Here is a 21,400-nt window from a genome sequence, read left to right as displayed (position 1 = left end):
TAATAGACCTTTTGCAAAAGTCCTTCGATCGGGTTCGTAGTGAGGACTTTAGTCCTTGACAAAAGAAGGACTAAAGTCCTCACTACGAACCTTTTTTACTATGGTAATCGATAGGTATTTTTGCAAGAGGTATAATTCAGAAAACTTTAAGCAGCATTTTTTATAGCTTTTGTAAAAATTATATTTGGAATCTGTCCAAATGGCAACAGTATTATTAAATGAAAAATTCGTACTCCGGACGATATTGCATCGGCTCGGAAAAGGTTTTGTCAACTCCGTAGTTGCAGAATTGAGTTGAGTAGAAACCAAAGAAGTAGAATAAAAGATGATGGCGTTGGGTGAAACTATTGAGCAATCGCTTTCCTTATTTACAGAGGAACAAAAGGCCGACGATCGCTTAGCCCACGATCTTCGGGACTCATGAATAAAATTAGCGAATTTGGATGAGGTAACAGTTGATAATAAGTAGGTAAACAGGCAGGAAAATTTATCGTGGAAACAAGGCAGATGGCCGAAGGGAGATGGCCGAAGGGTTTTAGTTAAGTTTACTTTTCGTTACATATTTCTATTTATTGGGGCGTTTCTACTGATGAGGGAATTGCTAGCAGCGAATTGCTGCCTGAGTTAGACTTATCTTTATGGAAGCGCTACATTTTGTTGGCGCCGCCATTGGAACCATTAAAAGAGTTTCGTAAAGGCATTAGTAGCAATGACTGATTCAAATTTGCTCGATCGCGATAATATCAAAATAGTAGAATCGCAAATTTCAGAAGTTACTGTGTACACCGATCGCGCTTTGATAACCCGCCGCGGCACAGTAGCCTTGACGGGAAACGAGCGCGAATTAACTGTAGCCTCTCTCCCCACAACCCTCGAAACCGAGTCAGTGAGGGCTACCGGTGCGGGTACAGTCGCCGTGCGATTGCTGGGAGTGCACACCGAAACCGTGTTTCACAGCGAACCTACGGGCGATCGCATCGCCGAATTAACCGCACAAATCCAAGAGTTAGAAACCCAAAAACGCGCCATAAAAGACCAAATCGCCTCCCGAAAAATTCAACTCAACTTTGTGGAAAATTTGAGCGAAAAAAGCGTCGGTTCCTTTGCTAGCAGCATTTCCAAGCAGCAGATCGGTTTGAACGAAGCCGGCGAATTGCTCAATTTTTTAGGCAGTAATTATAAAAAGTACATAAGTGCGATCGCCCAACACGAAAGACAGCAGCGAGACTTAGACAAGCAAATAGAAGCTTTGCGCCAGCAGTTGCGCCAAGTACAAACTCCCTATTCCCAGCAAAGTTTTAACATCATTGTGGCGATCGAACCCAGCGGCAGCGGCAATTTTGAACTAGAAGTTTCCTATGTAGTAACGCGAGCCCGTTGGACTCCCCTGTACGACTTGCGAGTCAATACTACCAACAATCAAATCAATCTCAATTACCTAGCCGAAGTCAATCAAAACACAGGCGAAGATTGGACAGGAGTAGCACTGACTTTATCCACAGCTAAACCCGGAATGGGAACTTTGCCACCAAAACTCCAACCCTGGTTTATCGATATTGTTCACCCACAATCTCTTCAAAAGCAAAGCTCGATCAGAGCACGGATGCAACGAAGTGCGGAACCAGAAACCTCAGGAGAGTATGACTATGCCGAATCTCTGATGGAAGACGAGGTGCAATTAGCAATGATGGCCGTTGGTGGCAGCGCACCCGAACCCATAGCAGCTCAAACTGCCACAGCAAGAGTATCTAAAGAAGGTAGCACCGTCTCATTTCAAGTAGGAGGAAATACCAATATTCCCAGCGACGGCACGCCCCACAAAGTCACTATTTTCAGCGACAATTATCCCTCTAAACCTGAATACATCGCCATTCCGCATTTAGTCAGTTTCGCTTATTTGCAAGCAATTGTCACCAATCCGACGACAGGTGCAACTCTACTGCCCGGTAAAGCAAATATTTTTCGCGACAATACTTTCGTCGGTAATGTGCAGCTAGAAAATGTTTCCCCAGGTGAAGAATTTAAGCTTAATCTAGGAATAGATGAAAGCTTAAAAATAGAGCGGGAATTAGTGGAAAGACAAGTCGATAAAAAACTGATCGGCAATCAGCGGCGCACGACTTACGCCTATCGGTTAATTTTGAGCAACTTGCAGCAATTGCCTGCTAAGTTGACACTAAAAGAGCAACTTCCAGTCAGTCGAAAAGAGCAAATAAAAGTGCGGTTGACTCAGACTAATCCAAAGATAGTAGCAGGTGAACTCGGACTCTTGGAATGGATAATTTCTCTGCCACCGCAAGCCAAGCAAGAGTTATATTACCAGTTTGTCGTCGAACATCCTCCCGAGTTAACAGTCATCGGTTTAGATATTTAATTAGGATTTACACTGTGGCAATTCTAAAGCATTTGTGTAATTTTTGTAGGAACTTTTTGCCCCGCCTGAAGGAAACCCCAAGCGTAGAGAATCGCCCGATAGATATGGGGTAGGCTTTCGTGGTACTACTCCTACAAATTTTGTGAATCATTTAGGATTGCTGTAGCACTATTTTTCAGAATTGGTATTGGTTAACGAGCAAGCAGCTAATTTTTGCTCAGTACACAACTGCTGAAACAATAAATCTGCGATTGATTCATAGGCTGGGGCTGTGGGGTGTACGCCATCCCGAAAATAACTTTCTACCGTGGTTTTAGGCAATTTTGACCAGGCTGCGTGAGTGTCTGTGAGTGGAATTTTCAAAGCTTTTAGCCGATCGACAAACTGGGATTTAAACCTCGGCTGATTCGGTACCGGCAGTAAATCAGAGCGATCGCAAGTATACAACACAAACAACGGAATATTCGACTCTCGCACCAAAGCCACTATTTGCTCAAATCGCTGCATATTTTCCCTAAACCGTTGCGCTTCCGGCACCGGCACACCCGCCACAGGGGAATTCGGCACAAAAACACTGGAAAGTCGGGGCATAACGTATCTGTCAAACACTTCTTGCATTGCCAATAACGGTTGGCGATTCGGCATCAGGGGGTTATTTTTGACCCCCGCCCTGGTACTTGAAGGTTGTAGCAAATCGTGAGTACCAATTTGCAAAATCACAGCATCGCTTTCAAAAGTGCCAAACTTGCGAATATATCCCAATTGATTGCCAATTCCCCAAGATCCCGCAGAAGCATTGAGCACTTCAACTCGTTTTTTTATGCCCAACAAACGCGCTGCCAACAATTCTGTAATAGTTTCTGCCTGATCCGTGGTATTATTGCCATTGAGAACCGAGTCTCCTGTCATCAAAATTCTGATAGTACCTTCAGGCTTGGCTGAATCAATTTGTTCAGACCGTTGAGAAAATTGATTGTACTGAAGTCTATTGCCAAAACGATATACAAGTTGATTTGGTGCAAATATATACCCAACCTCAGCATCAGCTTGCAGCAAAGCAGGATTTCCGAATCCCAGCAAGCGCAACGCAAGTTCTATCGCACTCAAAAATGCGATCGCACAACTGGGAATCCAATATCTAGCTTTCACAAATCTACCTGTAATTGGTAAACTGCAAAGCCACGGGATAATCTTCTTGCTTCAAGCGCTGAATTACCAACTGCAAATCATCTTTATCTTTTGCCGAAACCCGCACTGCATCGCCTTGAATCGAACCTTGAATCTTTTTGAACTCATCGCGGATTAATTTAGTAATCTGTTTGGCGATTTCCTGAGTGAGTCCTTTTTTAAGTTTAATTTCTTGACGGACGCGACTGCCGCTCGCAGCTTCAATTTTGCCGTAATCAAAAATTTTCAGAGATAAATTCCGCTTGGCGGCTTTTGTTTGCAAAACGGTGTGAATTGCATCGAGAGTAAATTCGCTGTCCGTATTGACAGTAATTGATTCTTCGCCCAATTCCACGGTGGTTTTGGTATCTTTCAAGTCGTAGCGGCTTTGAATTTCCCGCACTGTTTGGTCAACAGCGTTAACTAATTCTTGTCGATCGAACTCGCTGACAACATCAAATGAATAATTAGCAGCCATAAAATTAGTAATTGGTAAATTGGTAATTGGTAATATCATGTCCGTCAATTACCATTATAATAAAGGTTCGTAGTGAGGACTTTAGTCCTTTTTCAATGCGGACTAAAGTCCTCACTACGAACCAATTTTATTGCGATAATTCGAGCGGACATCATATAATTGGAGATTGAGAATCTTTGTTATTAGTCATTAATTAAAGGTTGTTTAACTAATGACTAATGACTAATGACTAATGACTAATAAGAATTAGCCATTAACAGTCATCAAACTGAAATAGAATAAAGAGACTGTGCAAGAAGAACTAATCGCAAACATGAGCGATCGCCCCAGAGGCACATTCAGAATATAGAAAACCGAAAACAACAACCGGGCTACAGGAAAAGCGATCGCCGCCCAGCCTGCCGCCTCCGAATCTACTCCTGTCACAAAAGCCATCAAAGCCGCCGCTGAAAACAGCATAAACGTCTCAAACGAATTTTGGTGAGCCCAAGTTGCCCGCTGAGCGTAACCAGGCAACCTCTCAAACATAGCGCGAGGGGCTGCTTGGTCGTAACCTAGCTGCAAGCGGGCGAGGGCAACCACCAAAAACGGTGCGTAAACCAGCGCAGCCGCCGCCGCAATAGAATCAAGCAGAATAACCGACACAGGCAATCCCAACAGCATCATCAGCCTCGCATTTCAATCAAAATAGAACAGAGTAACAACTTTGCGCTGTTCCTCCGCATCCTGGCAAGTTTTCAGCAAAGTGTGGCTTTCGTGAAAAGCAAAACAGATCAGTTGCTGGCAGCGAGAAATAATCTCCTGATTGCACATGGCGCTGGCTTCCGGGAGAGACAAGCTGTCATTTTTGGGATTTTCTACCAAATGTATGACTTGTTCGAGCTGCTCGCGGGACTCCCGAGGCTGGCGGCTCATGCTTTGTGGCAAAATCACCGTCAGCAGATTAGGATCTGCTCGCATTGCTCCCCGAATTGCGGCTGAATTGGTGCCTGTAGCCCCGGATGTGATGAGCTGGTTGCCTCCCAGAACTAAGGCGTAGCTCAGCATCTCAATTAGCTGCTGGTGGGTAATAGGAACGTGGCGAGAACCCAAAAGAGCAACCCGCTTGGAGCTTGTTTGCTGGATCGCCGCAAGTTCTTGTAAAAAATCATCAACTCTGGGTAGCTCAATTGATTGACTCAAAGAATTTATTAAATTAAATAAAACTACGTTGTGGATTCTAGCAGACTAACTAGCAATTGCCACCAAAAAGAAGTTAAGAATTGCTGATTTACGGTATCTGACTAGAGGAGCGGGAGATTTGAGGAACCCAGAAGGCAGAATGTCTAAAAGCATTCGGCAGCCAGAGCAGAAGGTACGATTCAATAGAAATTGAGAATTTAAGAATTTTGAGTTTTTATTTTATAAACCAAAAATCCTCTCTGCCTTCCTGCCTCTGCCGAATATGTTGTTCGCTGAGTTCCGCCTGCCGAATACCTTCAGCTCCGGTGCCCTTGTTAATGAACTCGATCGCCCAAACCCAATGATCCCATCATGGCCTTAAGGTCAAAGTGTTCTGCCATTAGCTGACTAACGCATTCCACCTTGATCGGCTCGTGCAGGCGGACATTGCCAAAGGTGCTGTCGATAATTTCCACCGTGGTTAAGGTATCCAAATCAACAGATAAAACTGGAATTTCCATTTCTTCTGCTCTGCCGATTACCAAAGGAGAAGGAGGCAAGTGGCCTGTGAGAATTAAGCACTGAGTCGAGCTTTCCAGAGCCGCGAGCTGAATGTCCGTGCGATCGCCCCCGGTGACTACCGCCATATTTCTGGCTTTGCGGAAATACTTCATAGCAGAGCTAACATTCATCGCACCAATTGTCAATGTTTCCACCATCAAATCCAAGCGGTCTCGACGGCAGAGGACATCAGCTTTCAATTGGTGGACTAATTCTTTGACGCTGACACTTCGCAGCAAAGCGCTTCTCGGCAGCATTCCCAAAACTGGAATACCGCTAGCTTCCAGAAAAGGGCGCACAGTCGCGGTTACAGATTCAAGTTTGTCGGAGGGAACGTCGTTGAGCACGACGCCTAGCAAGCGCGAGCCCAAGCGCCGCTTCGCTGAGAGCAAATCGTCTATATAAAGTTCGATCGGGCGCACTACCAGCAGCACAGAGGCATCAACGGCATCAGCGATTTGAGACAAAGACAAGTCAAACAGACTGCCTTCCTCCAAATTAGCAGGGCCCTCCAACAGCACCAAATCTCCGTTGGGATTTTGCAAATATTGCGCCAGAGACTGGCGGTAATCTGTCTTGTCTTCTTGGCGCAAACGCTTGTGAACCGTCTCTTCGTCCAAATACAGCAGTGTTGACGGCATCTGACTTTCTGAGAGTTTAAGCGTCTCTACCGCGAACCGCACATCTTCCTCCGCCACTCCAGCTCCCTCCGAGCTGAAACAGGTTCCCAGCGGTTTGCCGTAGGCGATTGCCATTCCTTGTTCCCGGAGTGCGAGGGCCATCCCCAGGGCGATCGCGGACTTACCGCTGTAAGCTTTTGTCGAACCGATCAGTAAATATTTAGTCAATTTGGGTACGCCTTCTCTCCTCAATTTGGACCTGTCTATTCAAATAAATTTAGTTTATCAGAAAACTGGGTCTAAAACCCCGTCCTTATAGGACGGCTTTAATTCTTCAAAAAATCCCGGATTGATGTCAAATATATGGTAGCATGAGATCGCAGCCAAAAGGTCGAAACAATGCTAGTTTTAGAGTACAAAGTCAAGGCGAAATCAACTCAATATCTGGCGATCGATGAAGCTATTCGCACGGTGCAATTCATCCGCAACAAATCGATCCGTTACTGGATGGACGCGGCCCGGGAAGACAAAATCGATCGGTTTGCTTTGAACAAGTATTCGACAAAACTGCGCCACGAATTCGCCTTTGTTAAAGAGCTTAACGCGATGGCGGTACAAGCTGCTGCCGAGCGGGGATGGCTGTCTATATCTCGGTTCTACGACAACTGTAAAAAAAACCGACCGGGCAAAAAAGGCTATCCCAGATTTGTGCGCTCCAACCGCTCTGTTGAGTACAAAACAAGTGGGTGGTCGCTTCATCCAATCAAGCGGCGCATCACTTTTACCGACAAAAAAGGTATTGGGGAGCTAAAGCTGCTAGGTAAATGGGACATCCATACTTACCCAGTGGCAGCCATCAAGCGAGTGAGGTTAGTGCGCCGTGCTGATGGATATTACTGTCAGTTTTGCGTCGATGTTGAGTGCCGAGATATTCAGCCAAAAACGGGGAAAGAGCTTGGTTTAGATGTTGGTCTGGAGTCTTTCTATACAGATTCTAACGGACATCACGAACCCAATCCGAAATTCTTGAGAAAGTCTGAACCGAGTATCAAGCACGCCCAGCGTCTAATCTACAAGAAACAGAAAGGATCGAACAATCGCCGTAAAGCAAGGATTAAATATTCCAGAAAACATTTAAGAGTAAGTAGGCAGCGGAACGAACACGCCAAAGGGTTGGCGCGCCAGCTATGCAAGTCTAACGACTTAGTAGCCTATGAAGACTTAAAGGTTAGCAATATGCAGAAAAACCACTGCCTAGCTAAGTCTATTGCGGATGCTAGCTGGTATCTGTTTAGGATGTGGATCGACTATTTTGCTGCTAAGTTTGGGAAATTAGCTGTTGCCGTCCCCCCTCACTACACCAGCCAGACGTGCAGTCAGTGCAAGCGAAGGGTCAAAAAGTCTCTGAGTGTTAGGACTCATACCTGTCAGTGCGGTTGCACCTTGCACCGAGATACAAACGCGGCAATTAACATTTTGCTCAAAGCAAGATCTAGGGACGGGCAGTCCCGAAGTAACGCTAATGGAGTTGGAACCTCTACTCTGCTTGGTGAAAGCCTGGTTGAGCAAGTTCTGACGTTGAAATTAGAATCCCCGCGCCTTTAAGGCCGGGGAGTGTCAATCAACAGTATTTCAGCATTGCGAGTCAATTTCGCAATATGCTTATACTTGATTTTGTCACTTTTGCGCCGATTGTTTTTTTGAGGCAAACTTTTATTCATTTATTCGCCACCCTTTTGTTAGCTTTTTTGACATCTTTATTTTCATATTTTTTGCGACTTTAGCCGATAGATCTGCTTTTTATTTCTCCCGATCGCAGTTCTCGCTTTAAACCCATGCTTTCTAGTAACTCCTCAAAATAGAAATAGCGCACCAATAATATAATCTCGCCGTCCCAATGGCATTACATTTAGTGCGCATTGCTTAGGGCCGCAATCAATTACAAACTTTTGGGAGCGCGGGTGCGGTGAAAATTAGTCATCAATTAGTCATCCATACGCATCAGCTTGCGGTAAAACGTTTTAGAAAAATCGACGGTACGAGTCCGCTGAAAAGTCAGGAGTACCTCAATTAAGCAACTGACAAACTCAGAACTTTGCATAGTCACTTCGTAGCTGAGTTCAGCATTACCGTCAAACAACACCCGACAGCGGGTCAAATCCATCGGCAGCGACGAGATATTCCAACTAGCGACAAAGGGTATATCTTCACCTCCGTCAATTTTTCTTGCCCCCTCCAAGCTTTTGAGCTTGTAGAGGCCAATAGCGATCGGCAAGAACTTGCGCCTGGGCTCTTGATAGAAAGGCGAATAAACTTTCACTTCTTTGTCGTCGGCTGGTTTAATTTGAGGAAGAGACATATTTCCGCATCCTGACAGTGGGTTGAGATCATCTGCAAAAACTAGCAGATATTCCTGGTCGATCGCAAGCAAAACTCAGTCTATTTTGGATTTGGGGATTTTAGATTTTAGATTTTAGATTTACAGGAACAGATGAATCTGCTGAAGTGGCGAGTTTGAACAGGAGTCTAAAATTTGGCGTGGCGAATGACTTAAGTCGCTGGCTGGTATCCGTTTTTGGATGAATCATCCCCAATACTCTATGCAATTCCAGTTTAGCAGTGCCGTACTCTTGGGCGATCGCGCACAAACGAGTTCCGGTCAGATTTCGACAAAAGCCCAGAAACTGGTACAGTGGATACTTATCTCTAAAATCAAAAACTATTGGTGGTTGAATCAAGTAACTTATGCAGGAGAGTTCTTGGCCGGAAAACGACGCTCGCAGCGAGCTTAAGTTGGACATCCCCGATCTAGCTCAAGAAGAGCTCAAGAGTTTGACCTCGAACTCCAAGCTCGGCAAAATATTTGCCATACCAGACATTGGCGACAGGGTGTTTGACGCGGAAACTTCATCAGAGCTCCCGGTGGCGGTGTCTGTGCCGGGATCTCCCTCTTTTCCTCAAAATCTGTATCGGGGACGGCGGGGAAAAGCCGCTGCGTTGCTAACTGCAATTTGGGGTGGGACGATCGCCCTACACTTGATTTCTTGGGGTGCGTGGGTAGTGTGGGGTTTGACGGGACTGCTGTGGATGCAAGCATTTCGAGTGTTGTTTGCCCATCCCAACCCCGCACTGCCGCCTCTGGCCGATGAAAATCGAGAGGATTGGCCCTACGTGTCGCTGCTGGTGGCGGCGAAAAATGAGGAAGCGGTGATTGCCCGATTCGTACAATCAATCTGCAATCTAGATTACCCGATCGACCGTTACGAAGTTTGGGCGATCGACGATCGCAGCAGCGACGGCACAGCCCTAGTATTGGAACAGCTAACCAAACAGTACCCGCAGCTCAAAGTATTTAGCAGGGGAGCAAATGCCAGCGGTGGCAAGTCGGGAGCCCTGAATGAAGTTTTGCCGCTGACTCGCGGGGAATTTGTGGGAATATTTGACGCCGACGCGACGGTAACGCCGGATTTGCTGCGCCGGGTGCTGCCGGTGTTCGAGAGAGAAAAGGTGGGGGCGGTGCAAGTCAGAAAAGCGATCGCCAATGCAGCAGTAAATGTGTGGACTCGCGGCCAAGAAGCAGAAATGGCTCTCGATAGTTTTTTCCAACAGCAGCGGATTGCGATCGGCGGCATTGGAGAATTGCGCGGCAACGGCCAATTCATGCGCCGCACTGCCTTAGAAAGCTGTGGCGGCTGGAACGAGGAAACCATTACCGACGACTTGGATTTGACCGTGAGGCTGCACCTAGACCAGTGGGACATTGAATTTCTGGCTTTCCCAGCCGTGTCAGAAGAAGGAGTTACCAACGCTCGCGCCCTGTGGCACCAGCGCAATCGGTGGGCAGAAGGTGGCTATCAGCGTTATCTTGACTACTGGCAGCTAATTTTACGCAACCGGATGGGAACGGGGAAAACTTGGGATTTATTTGGATTTTGGGTATCTCAATATTTCTTGCCGACAGTAGCGCTACCTGACTTTTTGATGTCAATTGCCCTGCGCCGGATGCCGATCGCCAGTCCCATAACTGTAATGACTCTTACCTTGTCAGTGGTGGGAATGTTTGTCGGTTTGCGCCGCACTCGCAAAGAGACTAAATTTGACATTAAAAGAGTTTTTGTCACCTTGCTGCAAACGCTGCGGGGTACTGTGTATATGTTGCACTGGCTGCTGGTAGGGATTGTGACGGCTCGGATTTCGGTGCGTCCCAAGCGGCTGAAATGGGTTAAAACTGTCCATCAAGGCACTGCTAAGTTGACAGTTGACAGTTGACAGTTGACAGTTGACAGTTGACAGTTGACAGTTGACAGTTGACAGTTGACAGTTGACAGAAGGAAGGAGTCAGTTGAGAGTTGAGAGTTGGCAGTTGGCAGTTGTCAGAAGGAAGGAGTCATTAGTCATTATTTATTTGGAAGGAGTTATTTGTTATCCGGAAAAAAGGATAAAATACACGTGACAAGCTTGAAAGCAAGTCGTATTTAATGCTTGATTAGATTAATTTAATTGGAATCAATTGATAATTAGCTCCCAGAAATATCTAGAAACAGTATTGCCAAAACTCCGAAGAAAAAACAACTATAGCGGTTCTCAAGCGTGGTGAAGTATGCCCTATACCCCATGCCCTATGCCCATGAGTACCTCATATGAGAGCTTGAAAGGCTATACTAACCATCTCCCTACTCTGTCCCGCCCGAGCCAGTCAAATCTGGCAATTGTCGATCGCAAAAAAAAAGTACAAACACAGCATAGGCAATAAGTGATATAGCCTTTATCAAAAAGATGAGGTACTCATGGGGATAGGGCATAGGCCAAACCGGGCATAGGGCATAGGGCATACCTCACTTTTCTGAGAAGCGCTATATGCCAGCAATACCAAATAAGTAATCGGCAATATAAAAGTTGAGAATCAAAAGATAAAAGCCATAAATTTTAACTTTCAACTTGACATAAAGCCAATTATTATCTATTAATAATGAATCGCCAAAAACGACGAATTGCTTGTTGCCAAATACCCGTCACCCGTTATTAAAAATGGATTTGTTAGAGTACCAAGCCAAATCTTTATTTCGTCAGATGGCAATTCCGATTTTGCCGTCGCAGCGGATTGACAAACCCGCCGACCTCAAAGGGCTGAAAATTCCTTACCCAGTTGTACTGAAGTCGCAAGTGCGGGCTGGGGGACGAGGCCGGGCGGGTGGCATTAAATTTGTGGAAAATACGATCGACGCAGTTGCTGCGGCTCAAACAATTTTTAATTTGCCGATCGAGGATGAATATCCGCAAGTCCTGTTAGCAGAAGCAAAGTACAATGCTGACCAAGAATTGTACCTAGCCGTACTCCTAGACCCGATCGCCCGCCGCCCGGTACTTCTGGGTTCCAGACAAGGAGGTATGGATGTCGAAGGGTCGATCGACCAAATGCAGCAAGTTGCCGTAGATCAGGAATTTTCGCCTTTCTACGCGAGGCGTCTGATGTTGAAAATGGGATTGCAAGGAGATTTGATTCAATCGGTGAGTACAATTGTCGAGAAAATGTATCGGTTGTTTGTCCAAAAGGATTTAGATTTAGTAGAAATCAATCCTCTCGGCATCAGTCCAACAGGAGAGTTAATGGCTTTAGACGGTAAAGTCAGCGCCAACGACGATGCCTTGGGGCGGCATCCAGACTTGATACCACTTTCGGGTAAAAAGCAAAGCAGTTGGTTGGGAGAGGAGAGGAGAAGTGCCTCTGGGGGCGATCGCCGGAATTCCAACTCAAAGTCGCAGCAGTCGCCGTCGCAGTTTGACTCCAAACCTCAATCCCCAATCTCGAATTCCGCATCTCTGGAATTAGTGGAACTAGAGGGGAATGTCGGGATTTTGTGCAACGGAGTGGGCCTGACAATGGCAACTCTGGATGCTGTAGCTCACCAACGAGGAAAACCGGCTAATTTTGTCAACCTGGGTTCTTTAGATCGTTACCATGCAGTAAATGCCCTGCGCGAGCGCACCGAGTTGGGTCTGGAGTTGGTCGCTCAGGATAAAAGCGTTAAGGTGATACTTGTAAATATTTTGGACAGTGCTTCCAAGAGCGAGGAAATCATCACAGCCATAGCGGGCTATTTGGAACGAAAAGCTCGCGCCAACCGGCACATTCAAGTTGTGCTGCGCCTGGTAGAGATCGATGCTGATGCTGTTAAAAAGCGTTTCGGACAGTTGCCCGTGCAGCTAGCTAGCACTTTAGATGAAGCTGCGACTCAAGCTGTATCATCTGCCAAGTAGCGACAGTCGATCGGCAAAACGAGAACTCTGGACAAAATTATGAAAGCCTTCTGCTTTTGAAAGATTGAGTGTTAACTAGGAAAAAATGAATTTAACTCCTGAAAGCAAAGTCCTAGTACAGGGCATTACAGAATCTCCCGCCTCAACCCGCGCCGCCCTGATGATGAAAGCATACGGCACTAATGTAGTCGCCGGTGTCAGTCCCGGTAGGGGAGGGGAGGAGTTGGAGGGAATTCCTATTTTTGATTTGGTAGAAGAAGCTGTGGCGGCAGTGGGTCATGTTGACACTACGGTAATTTTGGTAGACGCTTACTGGGTGCTGGATGCGGCTCTAGAAGCGATCGCGGCAGGAATTCGGCAAATCGCGATCGTCACTGAGGGAGTGCCTCCTCTGGATATGGTGCGCTTAGTCAGAAAGGCAGAGGCCACAGAAACTTTAGTGATCGGGCCCAACAGTCCGGGGATTATTGTCCCTGACAAACTGCTGCTGGGAACTCACCCCAAGGAATTCTACACTCCCGGCTCGATCGGGGTAATCAGCCGCAGCAGCACTTTGACTTACGAAGTTGCTCTCGAATTGACTGAGGCTGGTTTGGGACAGTCGATGGCGGTTTGTATTGGCTGCGACGCGATTGTGGGTTCTTCTTTTATGCAGTGGCTGCAACTTTTGGACGAAGATGACAGTACGGAGGCGATGGTTTTGATTGGGGAAGTTGGCGGTTGGAGCGAACAAGCTGCTGCTTCTTACATCGCTTCGGCGATCGACAAACCTGTGGTTGCTTATTTGGCAGGCCGCTACGCTCCCAAGGGCCCGTCCTTGGGCCATGCCGGCATCCTGATCAGTTCTCGCGCTGCTGCCCAGAAAGCCTTTGGTGTTACGGTAGAGAACAAAATGGCTGCTTTTGAAGAGGCGGAAATACCCGTAGCTGCTCGGCCTTCGGAGGTTCCCAAATTGCTCAAAAAGTTGCTCAAGAAACATTAATTGCATCTTGGTTTGTAGTGAGGACTTTAGTCCGCAAAAAAAGTCTGAGGACTTTAGTCCTCACTACAAACTTCTTGGTTTGTAGTGAGGACTTTAGTCCGCAAAAAAAGTCTGAGGACTTTAGTCCTCACTACAAACCTGCTATTTTGTCGGAGTTTTATTCGTTGTGTCGCCCTTGGAATCTTGCAGCAGGGTGCTCAGATTTCCAGCCAAACCCTGAATTTTCCCAACAGTCGCAGCAATGGTAGCAACATCTACGTAAACCTCCGGCAGAGGATACTTTTTCAAAATTTCCAGCAGCGACACCTTACCATCGTCGCCGGCTGCCAGAATCAGCGCAGCCCGCATGGCTTTGCCACCTTCTGTGCGGCGCTGAGTCCGAATTGCCTGACCGATTTCGTCAGTAATTTTTTCGCCTGGAGTGCTGTAAACTACCCGGGCGAGATTAGCTGGCTTTAAACCGATTTGTAAACCCATTAACCCCTGGAGTGTTTTTGGATCCATTTTGGAGAACCCGATAATTTGTTTGAGGGTTGGCGTCGTCGTGCCATCTTTAGCAAAGTCTTCCAAGTCGCTGATATTGACGGTTTGCCTGATCGGGCCAAAGGTGAGCACAACTTTTTCGGCCCCGAATGCTCTGCTGCCAGACAATACGCTGGCACTTGTTCCTAAAACTAGGGCAATGCCGATCGATACAAATTTGTTTAACTTCATATTCAGTTTCTGCGATCGATTTGAGCGATCGATTAAAATTATTTTTTCGAGATTTGTACATTATAGATGCAGCAGTTATATTCTACAAGGTCGCGAGTGTAAGTTATTCCCCCCCTCGCACCAAGCATCTTGACCCAGATTTTTTCGCCCTCTGGACTTCAAGAATAACTAACCACATCTACCGCAATATTTTTTCTGATATACATTCTGCCTTCTACATTCTGCATAAGATCCCCTTCTACTTCCGAGTGCCTTCTGCCTTCTACATATAGCCTTTCTCAAAAAAAGTGAGGTATGCCCGCTAGTCTTATGCCCTATGCCCCATGCCCCATGCCCTATGCCCCATCCCTCCGCTTCGCTTCGCCCATGAGTACCTCATCTTTCTGAGCAAGGCTATAAGTGCCTTTTAGAAGTTATGTTTAAAACCAAGCGCAAATCTAAGAAGTCCAAACAAAAGCCCAGCGAAAAAACAACAACGCCCAGCAAAAAAGAACTAGCCGCACAAAAACGCAAAACTTCACAAAAACGCAATGAATTAGTGCAGAGGATCGTCATAAGCTGCTTAATCAGTGTTGCTGTCAGCATCGCCCTGTTGTTCGTGGTTCGCGCTAAGATTGCTATTGCCGGAGGCGCCGCCGTAGCCATTTTGCTGCTTTCCTACAAATACCCCCGTCAAGCTTTCTGGGCTTTTTTTATTTACCTGCCTCTCAGCGGTACTGTCACCTACGCAATTGGCGGCGGGAATGCTGCATTTCAAGTAGCCAAAGACGCTTTCTACATACCAGCCCTCATCGCCCTCATTCAAAGCTGCAAAAAGAAACAGTTGCCTTTGTTCATTCCCAAACAAATGCTTTCTACCTTCAGCATCCTGTTGATGATGGCAATGCTGACTTTAATTTTTGTCAACGGGGAGATGCAGCTCAACCCGATGAAGGGTGACAAACCAATTCTACAAGGAATTCTCGGCTTAAAAGTATTGATAGGTTACATACCGCTGATTGCTTGTACCTATTATCTGCTCCGCACCAAGAAGGATTTGGTATTTTTTGGTAGAATGCACGTAGTTTTGGCGATCGTTTGCTGCGTTCTCGGTTTGATTCAGTACCTCTTGCTGCAAAGTGGAAAATGCGCGGGTACCCGAGGCATGACTGGAGAAGAATTATATAAAGCAACTCTGCAAGCTAGATGTTTTGTCGGCGGTTCTTTAGTATTCAGTCCAGAAGTCAAGTTTATCCGCTTACCGGGAACATTTGTGGCGCCTTGGCAGTGGGCGTGGTTTTTAATTGCTAATGCTTTCTTAACCTTTGCCTCTGCCTTTTGTGACCCTTCCTTCTGGTGGAGAGTTATTGGTTTATTTGGCATGGCATTAGTATTTGCCAATGCAGTTATTTCCGGTCAAAGAGCTGCTTTAGTTATGGTTCCAGTTGCCACGGTAATCCTGCTAATTCTTACAGGTCAATTAGTTAATTTAAAAAGATTTATTCCTGTCGGTGCAGGACTGGCGATTCTGCTATTTGTGGGTGCGGCAGTTAACCCAGGAATTATCGAGCAGCGGTGGGAGAGTTTTGTTAACCGCTGGAATGCTGCACCGCCCCAGCAGTTTTTCTTGAATCAGTTGGAGCAGAGCAACAATTTTATCATTGATAGACCTCTCGGCAGAGGTGTGGGACGAGCGACTAATTCAACGCGAATATTTGGCACCACGCAGCTCATTGAAACTTTCCATCCTAAGTTGATTTACGAACTCGGTTATCCGGGAATGATTGCTTTTCAGATCATGCTTTTACACTTAGCTTTTTTAAGTTTTAGAGCGTACCGTTCTGTCAAGGACAAAAGTTTGCGGAGTTACGGAGCTAGTTTTTGGGTATTTGTAGGATTTATTACGATCAATCCTCAATACTATCCGCTGGATGTAGATCCAGTGTCTGTCTATTACTGGGTTTTGGCTGGGGCGATTTTAAAGTTGCCCAAAATTGACAAACAGGTGCAGGACGAGAAAAATCTGGAACTTGAGGGACATGAATTGGAAGTTCACCAACAATTTAAGGAGAAAAAGATTATTTCATCGGCTCCAATTTGAAAAAAAAGGTACGTTGTTGCGCTTAAGCGCTCTTTTCGAGAATCAACAAGAGCGCTGAAGCGCAACTACATACCTAAGAATTAACCCAAAGGTACGTTGTTGCGCTTCAGCGCTGTTTCCGAGAATCAATAAGAGCGCTTAAGCGCAACTACATACCTAAGAATTAACCCCAAATTTATCCAAAGGTACGTTGTTGCGCTTCAGCGCTGTTTCCGAGAATCAACAAGAGCGCTGAAGCGCAACTACATACCTAAAGATTAACGCCAAATTTATGCGAGTTGTGTAAAGGATAGGATATAAATCGTAATTTTACTGTGGTTTCCAAACTGGGTTCCCAGCATTTAAATCCTTGTCGCTGGTCAATTTATTTAATCCCGAACCGTTGCGATTGATTGCATACAAATTGCTTTTATCGCCTGTGATTTCATTAAAAGTAAAAGCAATTTGCTGACTGTCATAAGACCAAGCCAATTCAGAAATTCCTGACATTCCTAGGCGGGGAGCTAGTTGATTTAGCTGGGAAGTTTCCGCATTTATTGTGTATAATTTTTGCTGGTTGAAGTCTCCGGCAGTGAAGGCGATAAGTTTGCCATCGGGCGACCAGGAAAGTGCATCGTAGTTTTGGGGTTTTTGGGTGAGATTTTTGGCAGTTCCGCTGTTAATGTCGATCGCCCAAATATCCTGCTCTTCCCCGCTCAAATCGCCAGCTTTCCCCTGATAGCAAGCAATCCGGCTACTGTCGGGCGACCAAAATAGCTTGACGTTGTAGACTTGATGTTGCGGGTTGTCAGTCAAATTTCTGAGGTTGGTGCCGTCGGCATTAATCGTGTAAACTTGCTGTTGGGGATAGTTACCGGATAAAAAAGCGATTTTTGTGCGATCGGGCGACCAGACAAGTTCGCTACCGCCGGATGTATACTCGCCGGGACTTTGAGTTAATTTAGTCATGCCGGAACCGTCAGCATTCATTTTGTAGATATTTTTATCCTTGACAAATGCTACCTGCTGACCGTCTGGAGAAAGATAGAAATTAGAGGAAATTTCTGTTTTAGTCTGTTGTCCTCCTACTTCCAAATTCCTAACTAATTTAGTTCCTTTAATACCCGAAGTATCGCTCAAAAAAAGAGATTGACTGCCGGGAGCGTCGGAGGTAAAACCGTCACAAGAACGGGCAAAAACAAGTTTCTGGCTGTTGGAAAACCAAACTATTTCAAAATTAGCTGCTTTGCAAAATTCGCCTGCAAACTGTTTAGTTAGCCCAGAACCATCAGCGTTGACTGTATAGATATCGGTATCGCCGCTAACGAAAGCCAGTCGATCGCCCTTGGGCGACCAAGCTAAGGTATAGCTAACATCTATTTTTGGTGCAAGTTCGTGGCGGGCCAAACTGGTAGCGTTGACGGTAAATAAACTGTTTATGACCTCGCTGCCGCGCTGTTGGAGAGCTGTAAACGCCAGTATGCTTGGTTTTTGGGCTGCGGTTGTCTCATGGCCCTGAAGGCTCGAAAACAGGGCGATCGCGAGTGTGAGGGCAATAAGGGCGATCGGGCTAAATCGCAATAATTTATCCAAACGCATTTTATTAGTCGATCCTCTTGACAACGAAAAGTGGGAAGCAAAAAAGACAGCTCGAATTTTCGCTGTCAACTGTCAACTGTCAACTGTCAACTGTCAACTGTCAACTGTCAACTGTCAACTGTTTAAAGTGTTTGGCGATCGATATGTCGCGACAGCATCAAACTCTGCTTAATTCTACCAATAATTAGCTCGAACATTTTTTTGCGAGACGGATTCTTGCTGCTGGGCGGCATTCCTAACTCGCAACACATCAAATTCAAATCAGCCGCACTCATAGCCGACAATTTTTGCCTCACCTCTAATTCATGACCCTTCTTAGCTTGCAAACGCAGTTCTTCATAAACTTCGAGAACATTGTCAGTAGATAAAGTAGCAGATTTCTCAACATCAGCAACAGCAACAGCAACAGCCGGCAATTCAGAAGTTTTAGAACCAGCAGAAAGCCCTCCCCGCTTGACTTGAGCCTCAATCCTGGTTAATTTTTTAGAAACCTCGCGCAAGATGACCTTAAGTTCGCCAATTTCATCAAGCACCCCCCCAGTTTCTGAATCGCCAGCAGGCAAAATATCTTTTTTAATCATTTCAGATACTCCTCACACTCGCGCCAAAGTAGCTCAAACTCTCTAACTAATTCTCGCGGCAATTCTCCCTCATTAATTGCCCGCTTTAGTCCAACACTTTCCCGAATCGTCGATTCTAAAAATCTCACTTCTATGTTATTGTCTTTTGAGATTTCAGCGCAAAGTCTCTTGACTTCTCTCATGTAAAATTGAACTTCATTTGTCAGCAATCCTCCATAGATTTTAGCTTTATTCATAAACACGGCAATCTTGGGAAACGGGTAAGGCTCAATCCGTTTTTGGAGCGAGTTTAAAACTAAACTCAATCCCCGAGAACCAAAATAATCTGGGTTGACGGGAATCAGTATTAAGTCACAGGAAGATAGTACGCTATAGGTGAGGAGACTGAAGGAAGGCGAACAGTCAAACAGCATCAAATCGTATTTGGGGAGATTGGGAGAGTTAGCGATTTTGCCGCTAAACTGGCGGATGAAGTCTTTAACACTTTTCCCCTCAAATCCATCGAGGTCTAACCAATACAATTCTTCAACTGAAGGGATAAAATGCAACTGTTCGTCAACCTGATAAATGGTGTCGAAACCAACGGGAAATTTAAAGTTTTGTCCGGCTTTTTTAAAGACTTCGAGGGCGTCGTAAATTGTGAGTCTGTGTTTGAGAGATTTTTCGTACCACTTACCAAACTTATCATCTAAATGACCCGTATTTTCGTTAAGCCCGATCGCCTCTGTGAGGGACATTTGCGGGTCTAGGTCTAACATCAAGACTTCTAAGTCTGTTCCTTGGGATATAATATTTCCCAGACTCCAGGTGACGGTGGTCTTTCCGACACCGCCTTTGAAGTTGATCACGGCTATGGATTTGGGACTCATGGCTGGGTTTGTTTAGGTTTGGCTCAATTTTTTATTAAAACATATTGTGGAGGTTAGTTGAAAGGGCGATCGCATACTAGGATCGGGATGTAGCAATTAATCTAAAAAGAAGACTTTGATAATATATCATTCACTAAGTAGAACAACCTAAATAAAAAAACTCAGATACTTGACTGCTTTAATAAATCTTGAATCTAACAGAATGTCATGTCACATCAATTAACTAATTCTTTACAACTGTAGTCGTTGCAACTCCCTACACGCATAACGAAGAGAAGGCAAAGCAATGCGATCGACTCCATGAGGACATATTTCTGAAGCCAATATTTTTGCCGACCTTTTAGCTAATTCAATCCTCTCTTTTGTAGTCATTGTTTTATCTTTATAATCAGTAAGTTCATTGCATTCTTGACCTGACATATGACTATTAATATAATAAAACCACGTTTCAATATTTCGGGCTGGGACAAAAATAGCAACTTTCTCGTTAGGCAGTCGCGGATCTTTGTTTAAATTACCTGCTGTTTCGTCTAATGCTATATTTAAACAACGCATTCGCTCTTCCAAGCTATCTTCATCAGCATCAATCATTACTACTACAGCAATATTTCTGTAGTTACGGCTTCTATAACTTTTAATAAGCTGTGGATAATGCTTAACTATCAAAGCATTGTTATTCTTAATTGTTTTTCCTTTAGGATTACCAAAGTCTTTAATTTTGCGATCGTCCAATCCCCGGCAGATCAAATATTCTCTGATAAATCGCTCTTGGTCAATATCTTCACAGAGAATAGTTACTTCGGGTAAATCATCTCTACTCGTCATAAATCCATCCAAGTTCTATAAGCTTAGCAACTGATAAGCCTTCTTCGACCGTATCAGTAATTCGGCGCACGCGAACAGCTTCATTATCTTCTCGTTCAAACCAATAACCTGAATTGCTTGCTAAGTAATTAATTAATGATGGGTGATGAGAAATTAACATTGCTTGTGCTTCATTTTCCAGACAATAGTCCATCACCCTACGCAACCAAGGTTGTATTTCCGGTAAAGCCAGGAAATTTTCTGGTTCATCAATACACAAAGTAAAATTCTCATCAGGAGAACAATATATTAAGGTATATAGAGCAATTAAAGCTTTTTGACCATGTGATAATTCATTAAGCCTATAAGCAGCCTTGCTGGGACGGGTAAAAAATGCTGACAAAATCCTCACATCACCGGATTTAGAATTTTGAAATGAATCAAATCCTGGGATAATCTTTTGTAATTCCAGCGTTAACTTAAATATTTTACCTTGAGATTCTTGAGATAAATAGCTGTACCAAGCTGCATAATTTGACATATCCCAGTTAGGTGAACTTTCCTCCTTAAGGCTTTCTGATTCCATTATATAAGGATTGATCTGTACAATAAAAAAGTTAGAAATCCGTTTTTTGAACCATGTAAGCTTTAGATTGTCAGGTCTCTCGTAAATAAAACCAATGCCAGAACGCGACCCATCAAAGAACGGTACGAAAGCACCTTCGCGATCGGGATCGTCATTATACAACCTAGCTTGGCCTACAGTTATACCTATATCGCCTGGATCAACCCAGAAATTAAACAGAGGTTGTCCGTCAAAAGTTAAGCTTTCTAGTCGCATTCTAGGAGGTGCATAGTCTCTTTGATGTTCGATCTCTAGGGTATATTTATAAATGCCACCATTTCCTTCAATATCTAATTCAAATTTTTGAATGTTCGATTTTTGCCATCTTGTTAAATCCTTGTTGGTAAACAAATCTGATACTTTATAATCTTGCTCGAAAGCTCGATCGCCTAAAATAAATTTCTGTAATTTTCTTAAAACCTCAAAAACGGTAGTTTTGCCCGATCCATTTGAACCCAGAAAGAGATTTAAGCTATCTACTTGCAATTCAAAATTCACCAGGCATCTAAAATTATTTACATAAATTCTCTTCAGCATAATTTTTATTT

Annotated in this window: 19 protein-coding genes; 6 read left to right on the top strand and 13 right to left on the bottom strand. The window is 44.9% G+C overall.

Annotated features, from left to right (window positions below):
* Positions 1–709 precede the first annotated feature (709 nt).
* Positions 710–2,374, top strand: a complete 1,665-nt coding sequence (locus tag QZW82_RS11490; protein ID WP_293148112.1) for a mucoidy inhibitor MuiA family protein — start codon at positions 710–712, stop codon at positions 2,372–2,374.
* A 168-nt stretch (positions 2,375–2,542) separates the two neighbouring features.
* Here QZW82_RS11490 and QZW82_RS11485 read toward each other — a convergent pair whose 3' ends face one another.
* The 5 genes from QZW82_RS11485 to QZW82_RS11465 all read right to left on the bottom strand — a co-directional run bounded on the left by QZW82_RS11485 (position 2,543) and on the right by QZW82_RS11465 (position 6,613).
* Complete coding sequence (locus QZW82_RS11485; RefSeq protein ID WP_293148110.1) at positions 2,543–3,523, bottom strand: SGNH/GDSL hydrolase family protein; 981 nt, start codon at positions 3,521–3,523, stop codon at positions 2,543–2,545.
* Between the two features lie 4 nt (positions 3,524–3,527).
* Positions 3,528–4,019, bottom strand: coding sequence for a YajQ family cyclic di-GMP-binding protein (locus QZW82_RS11480; RefSeq protein WP_293148157.1), 492 nt, complete (start codon positions 4,017–4,019; stop codon positions 3,528–3,530).
* Between the two features lie 246 nt (positions 4,020–4,265).
* Positions 4,266–4,682, bottom strand: coding sequence for an MAPEG family protein (locus QZW82_RS11475; RefSeq protein WP_293148155.1), 417 nt, complete (start codon positions 4,680–4,682; stop codon positions 4,266–4,268).
* 15 nt (positions 4,683–4,697) lie between these two features.
* On the bottom strand, positions 4,698–5,201 hold the full coding sequence (locus QZW82_RS11470) for a DNA recombination-mediator protein A (protein ID WP_293131869.1): 504 nt from the start codon (positions 5,199–5,201) through the stop codon (positions 4,698–4,700).
* 314 nt (positions 5,202–5,515) lie between these two features.
* Positions 5,516–6,613, bottom strand: coding sequence for a phosphotransacetylase family protein (locus tag QZW82_RS11465; protein WP_293148108.1), 1,098 nt, complete (start codon positions 6,611–6,613; stop codon positions 5,516–5,518).
* Positions 6,614–6,760: 147 nt separating this feature from the next.
* On the opposite strand from QZW82_RS11465, the gene QZW82_RS11460 reads away from it, so the two are divergent.
* Positions 6,761–7,966, top strand: a complete 1,206-nt coding sequence (locus QZW82_RS11460) for a transposase (protein ID WP_293148106.1) — start codon at positions 6,761–6,763, stop codon at positions 7,964–7,966.
* Positions 7,967–8,345: 379 nt separating this feature from the next.
* Here QZW82_RS11460 and ebsA read toward each other — a convergent pair whose 3' ends face one another.
* Both ebsA and QZW82_RS11450 read right to left on the bottom strand, forming a co-directional pair.
* Complete coding sequence (gene ebsA / locus QZW82_RS11455) at positions 8,346–8,720, bottom strand: type IV pilus biogenesis protein EbsA (protein WP_293148104.1); 375 nt, start codon at positions 8,718–8,720, stop codon at positions 8,346–8,348.
* 100 nt (positions 8,721–8,820) lie between these two features.
* The gene (locus QZW82_RS11450) at positions 8,821–9,099 is read right to left on the bottom strand and encodes a hypothetical protein (protein WP_293148102.1); all 279 of its coding nucleotides are present in this window, start codon (positions 9,097–9,099) and stop codon (positions 8,821–8,823) included.
* A 7-nt stretch (positions 9,100–9,106) separates the two neighbouring features.
* Between QZW82_RS11450 and QZW82_RS11445 the strand changes: the two genes are divergently transcribed.
* The 3 genes from QZW82_RS11445 (at position 9,107) to QZW82_RS11435 (ending at position 13,601) form a co-directional block, all read left to right on the top strand.
* Complete coding sequence (locus QZW82_RS11445) at positions 9,107–10,630, top strand: glycosyltransferase family 2 protein (protein ID WP_293148100.1); 1,524 nt, start codon at positions 9,107–9,109, stop codon at positions 10,628–10,630.
* Between the two features lie 759 nt (positions 10,631–11,389).
* Positions 11,390–12,619 (top strand): succinate--CoA ligase subunit beta, encoded by a 1,230-nt coding sequence (locus tag QZW82_RS11440; RefSeq protein WP_293148098.1) that lies wholly within the window; start codon positions 11,390–11,392, stop codon positions 12,617–12,619.
* Between the two features lie 85 nt (positions 12,620–12,704).
* Positions 12,705–13,601, top strand: coding sequence for a CoA-binding protein (locus tag QZW82_RS11435; RefSeq protein WP_293148096.1), 897 nt, complete (start codon positions 12,705–12,707; stop codon positions 13,599–13,601).
* Positions 13,602–13,742: 141 nt separating this feature from the next.
* Here QZW82_RS11435 and QZW82_RS11430 read toward each other — a convergent pair whose 3' ends face one another.
* Entirely contained in the window at positions 13,743–14,315 is a 573-nt protein-coding gene (locus QZW82_RS11430; protein ID WP_293148094.1) for an alpha/beta hydrolase, read from the bottom strand.
* A 415-nt stretch (positions 14,316–14,730) separates the two neighbouring features.
* Here QZW82_RS11430 and hpsL point away from each other — a divergent pair, with 415 nt between their 5' ends.
* Positions 14,731–16,395: a hormogonium polysaccharide biosynthesis protein HpsL gene (hpsL, locus tag QZW82_RS11425; RefSeq protein WP_293148092.1), complete on the top strand. Its 1,665-nt coding sequence runs from the start codon at positions 14,731–14,733 to the stop codon at positions 16,393–16,395.
* A 309-nt stretch (positions 16,396–16,704) separates the two neighbouring features.
* On the opposite strand, the gene QZW82_RS11420 is transcribed toward hpsL, so the two are convergent.
* From QZW82_RS11420 to QZW82_RS11400, 5 genes are all read right to left on the bottom strand, one after another.
* Positions 16,705–17,973, bottom strand: coding sequence for a DPP IV N-terminal domain-containing protein (locus QZW82_RS11420; RefSeq protein WP_293148090.1), 1,269 nt, complete (start codon positions 17,971–17,973; stop codon positions 16,705–16,707).
* A 122-nt stretch (positions 17,974–18,095) separates the two neighbouring features.
* Entirely contained in the window at positions 18,096–18,554 is a 459-nt protein-coding gene (locus QZW82_RS11415) for a hypothetical protein (RefSeq protein ID WP_293148088.1), read from the bottom strand.
* Positions 18,551–19,423, bottom strand: a complete 873-nt coding sequence (locus QZW82_RS11410; RefSeq protein ID WP_293148086.1) for a ParA family protein — start codon at positions 19,421–19,423, stop codon at positions 18,551–18,553. The genes QZW82_RS11415 and QZW82_RS11410 overlap by 4 nt, the downstream gene beginning before the upstream one ends.
* 231 nt (positions 19,424–19,654) lie before the next feature.
* Positions 19,655–20,248 carry a hypothetical protein gene (locus tag QZW82_RS11405; protein WP_293148085.1) on the bottom strand — a complete coding sequence of 198 codons (594 nt, stop codon included), beginning with the start codon at positions 20,246–20,248 and terminating at the stop codon, positions 19,655–19,657.
* Positions 20,238–21,389: an AAA family ATPase gene (locus QZW82_RS11400; protein WP_293148084.1), complete on the bottom strand. Its 1,152-nt coding sequence runs from the start codon at positions 21,387–21,389 to the stop codon at positions 20,238–20,240. The genes QZW82_RS11405 and QZW82_RS11400 overlap by 11 nt, the downstream gene beginning before the upstream one ends.
* Positions 21,390–21,400 lie beyond the last annotated feature (11 nt).

The sequence above is a fragment of the Microcoleus sp. bin48.metabat.b7b8b9.023 genome, assembly GCF_013299185.1.
Lineage (GTDB): Bacteria > Cyanobacteriota > Cyanobacteriia > Cyanobacteriales > Microcoleaceae > Microcoleus.
The sequence above is the reverse complement of the archived record's forward strand: the minus strand, read 5'-3'. Positions and strand labels throughout refer to the sequence as shown.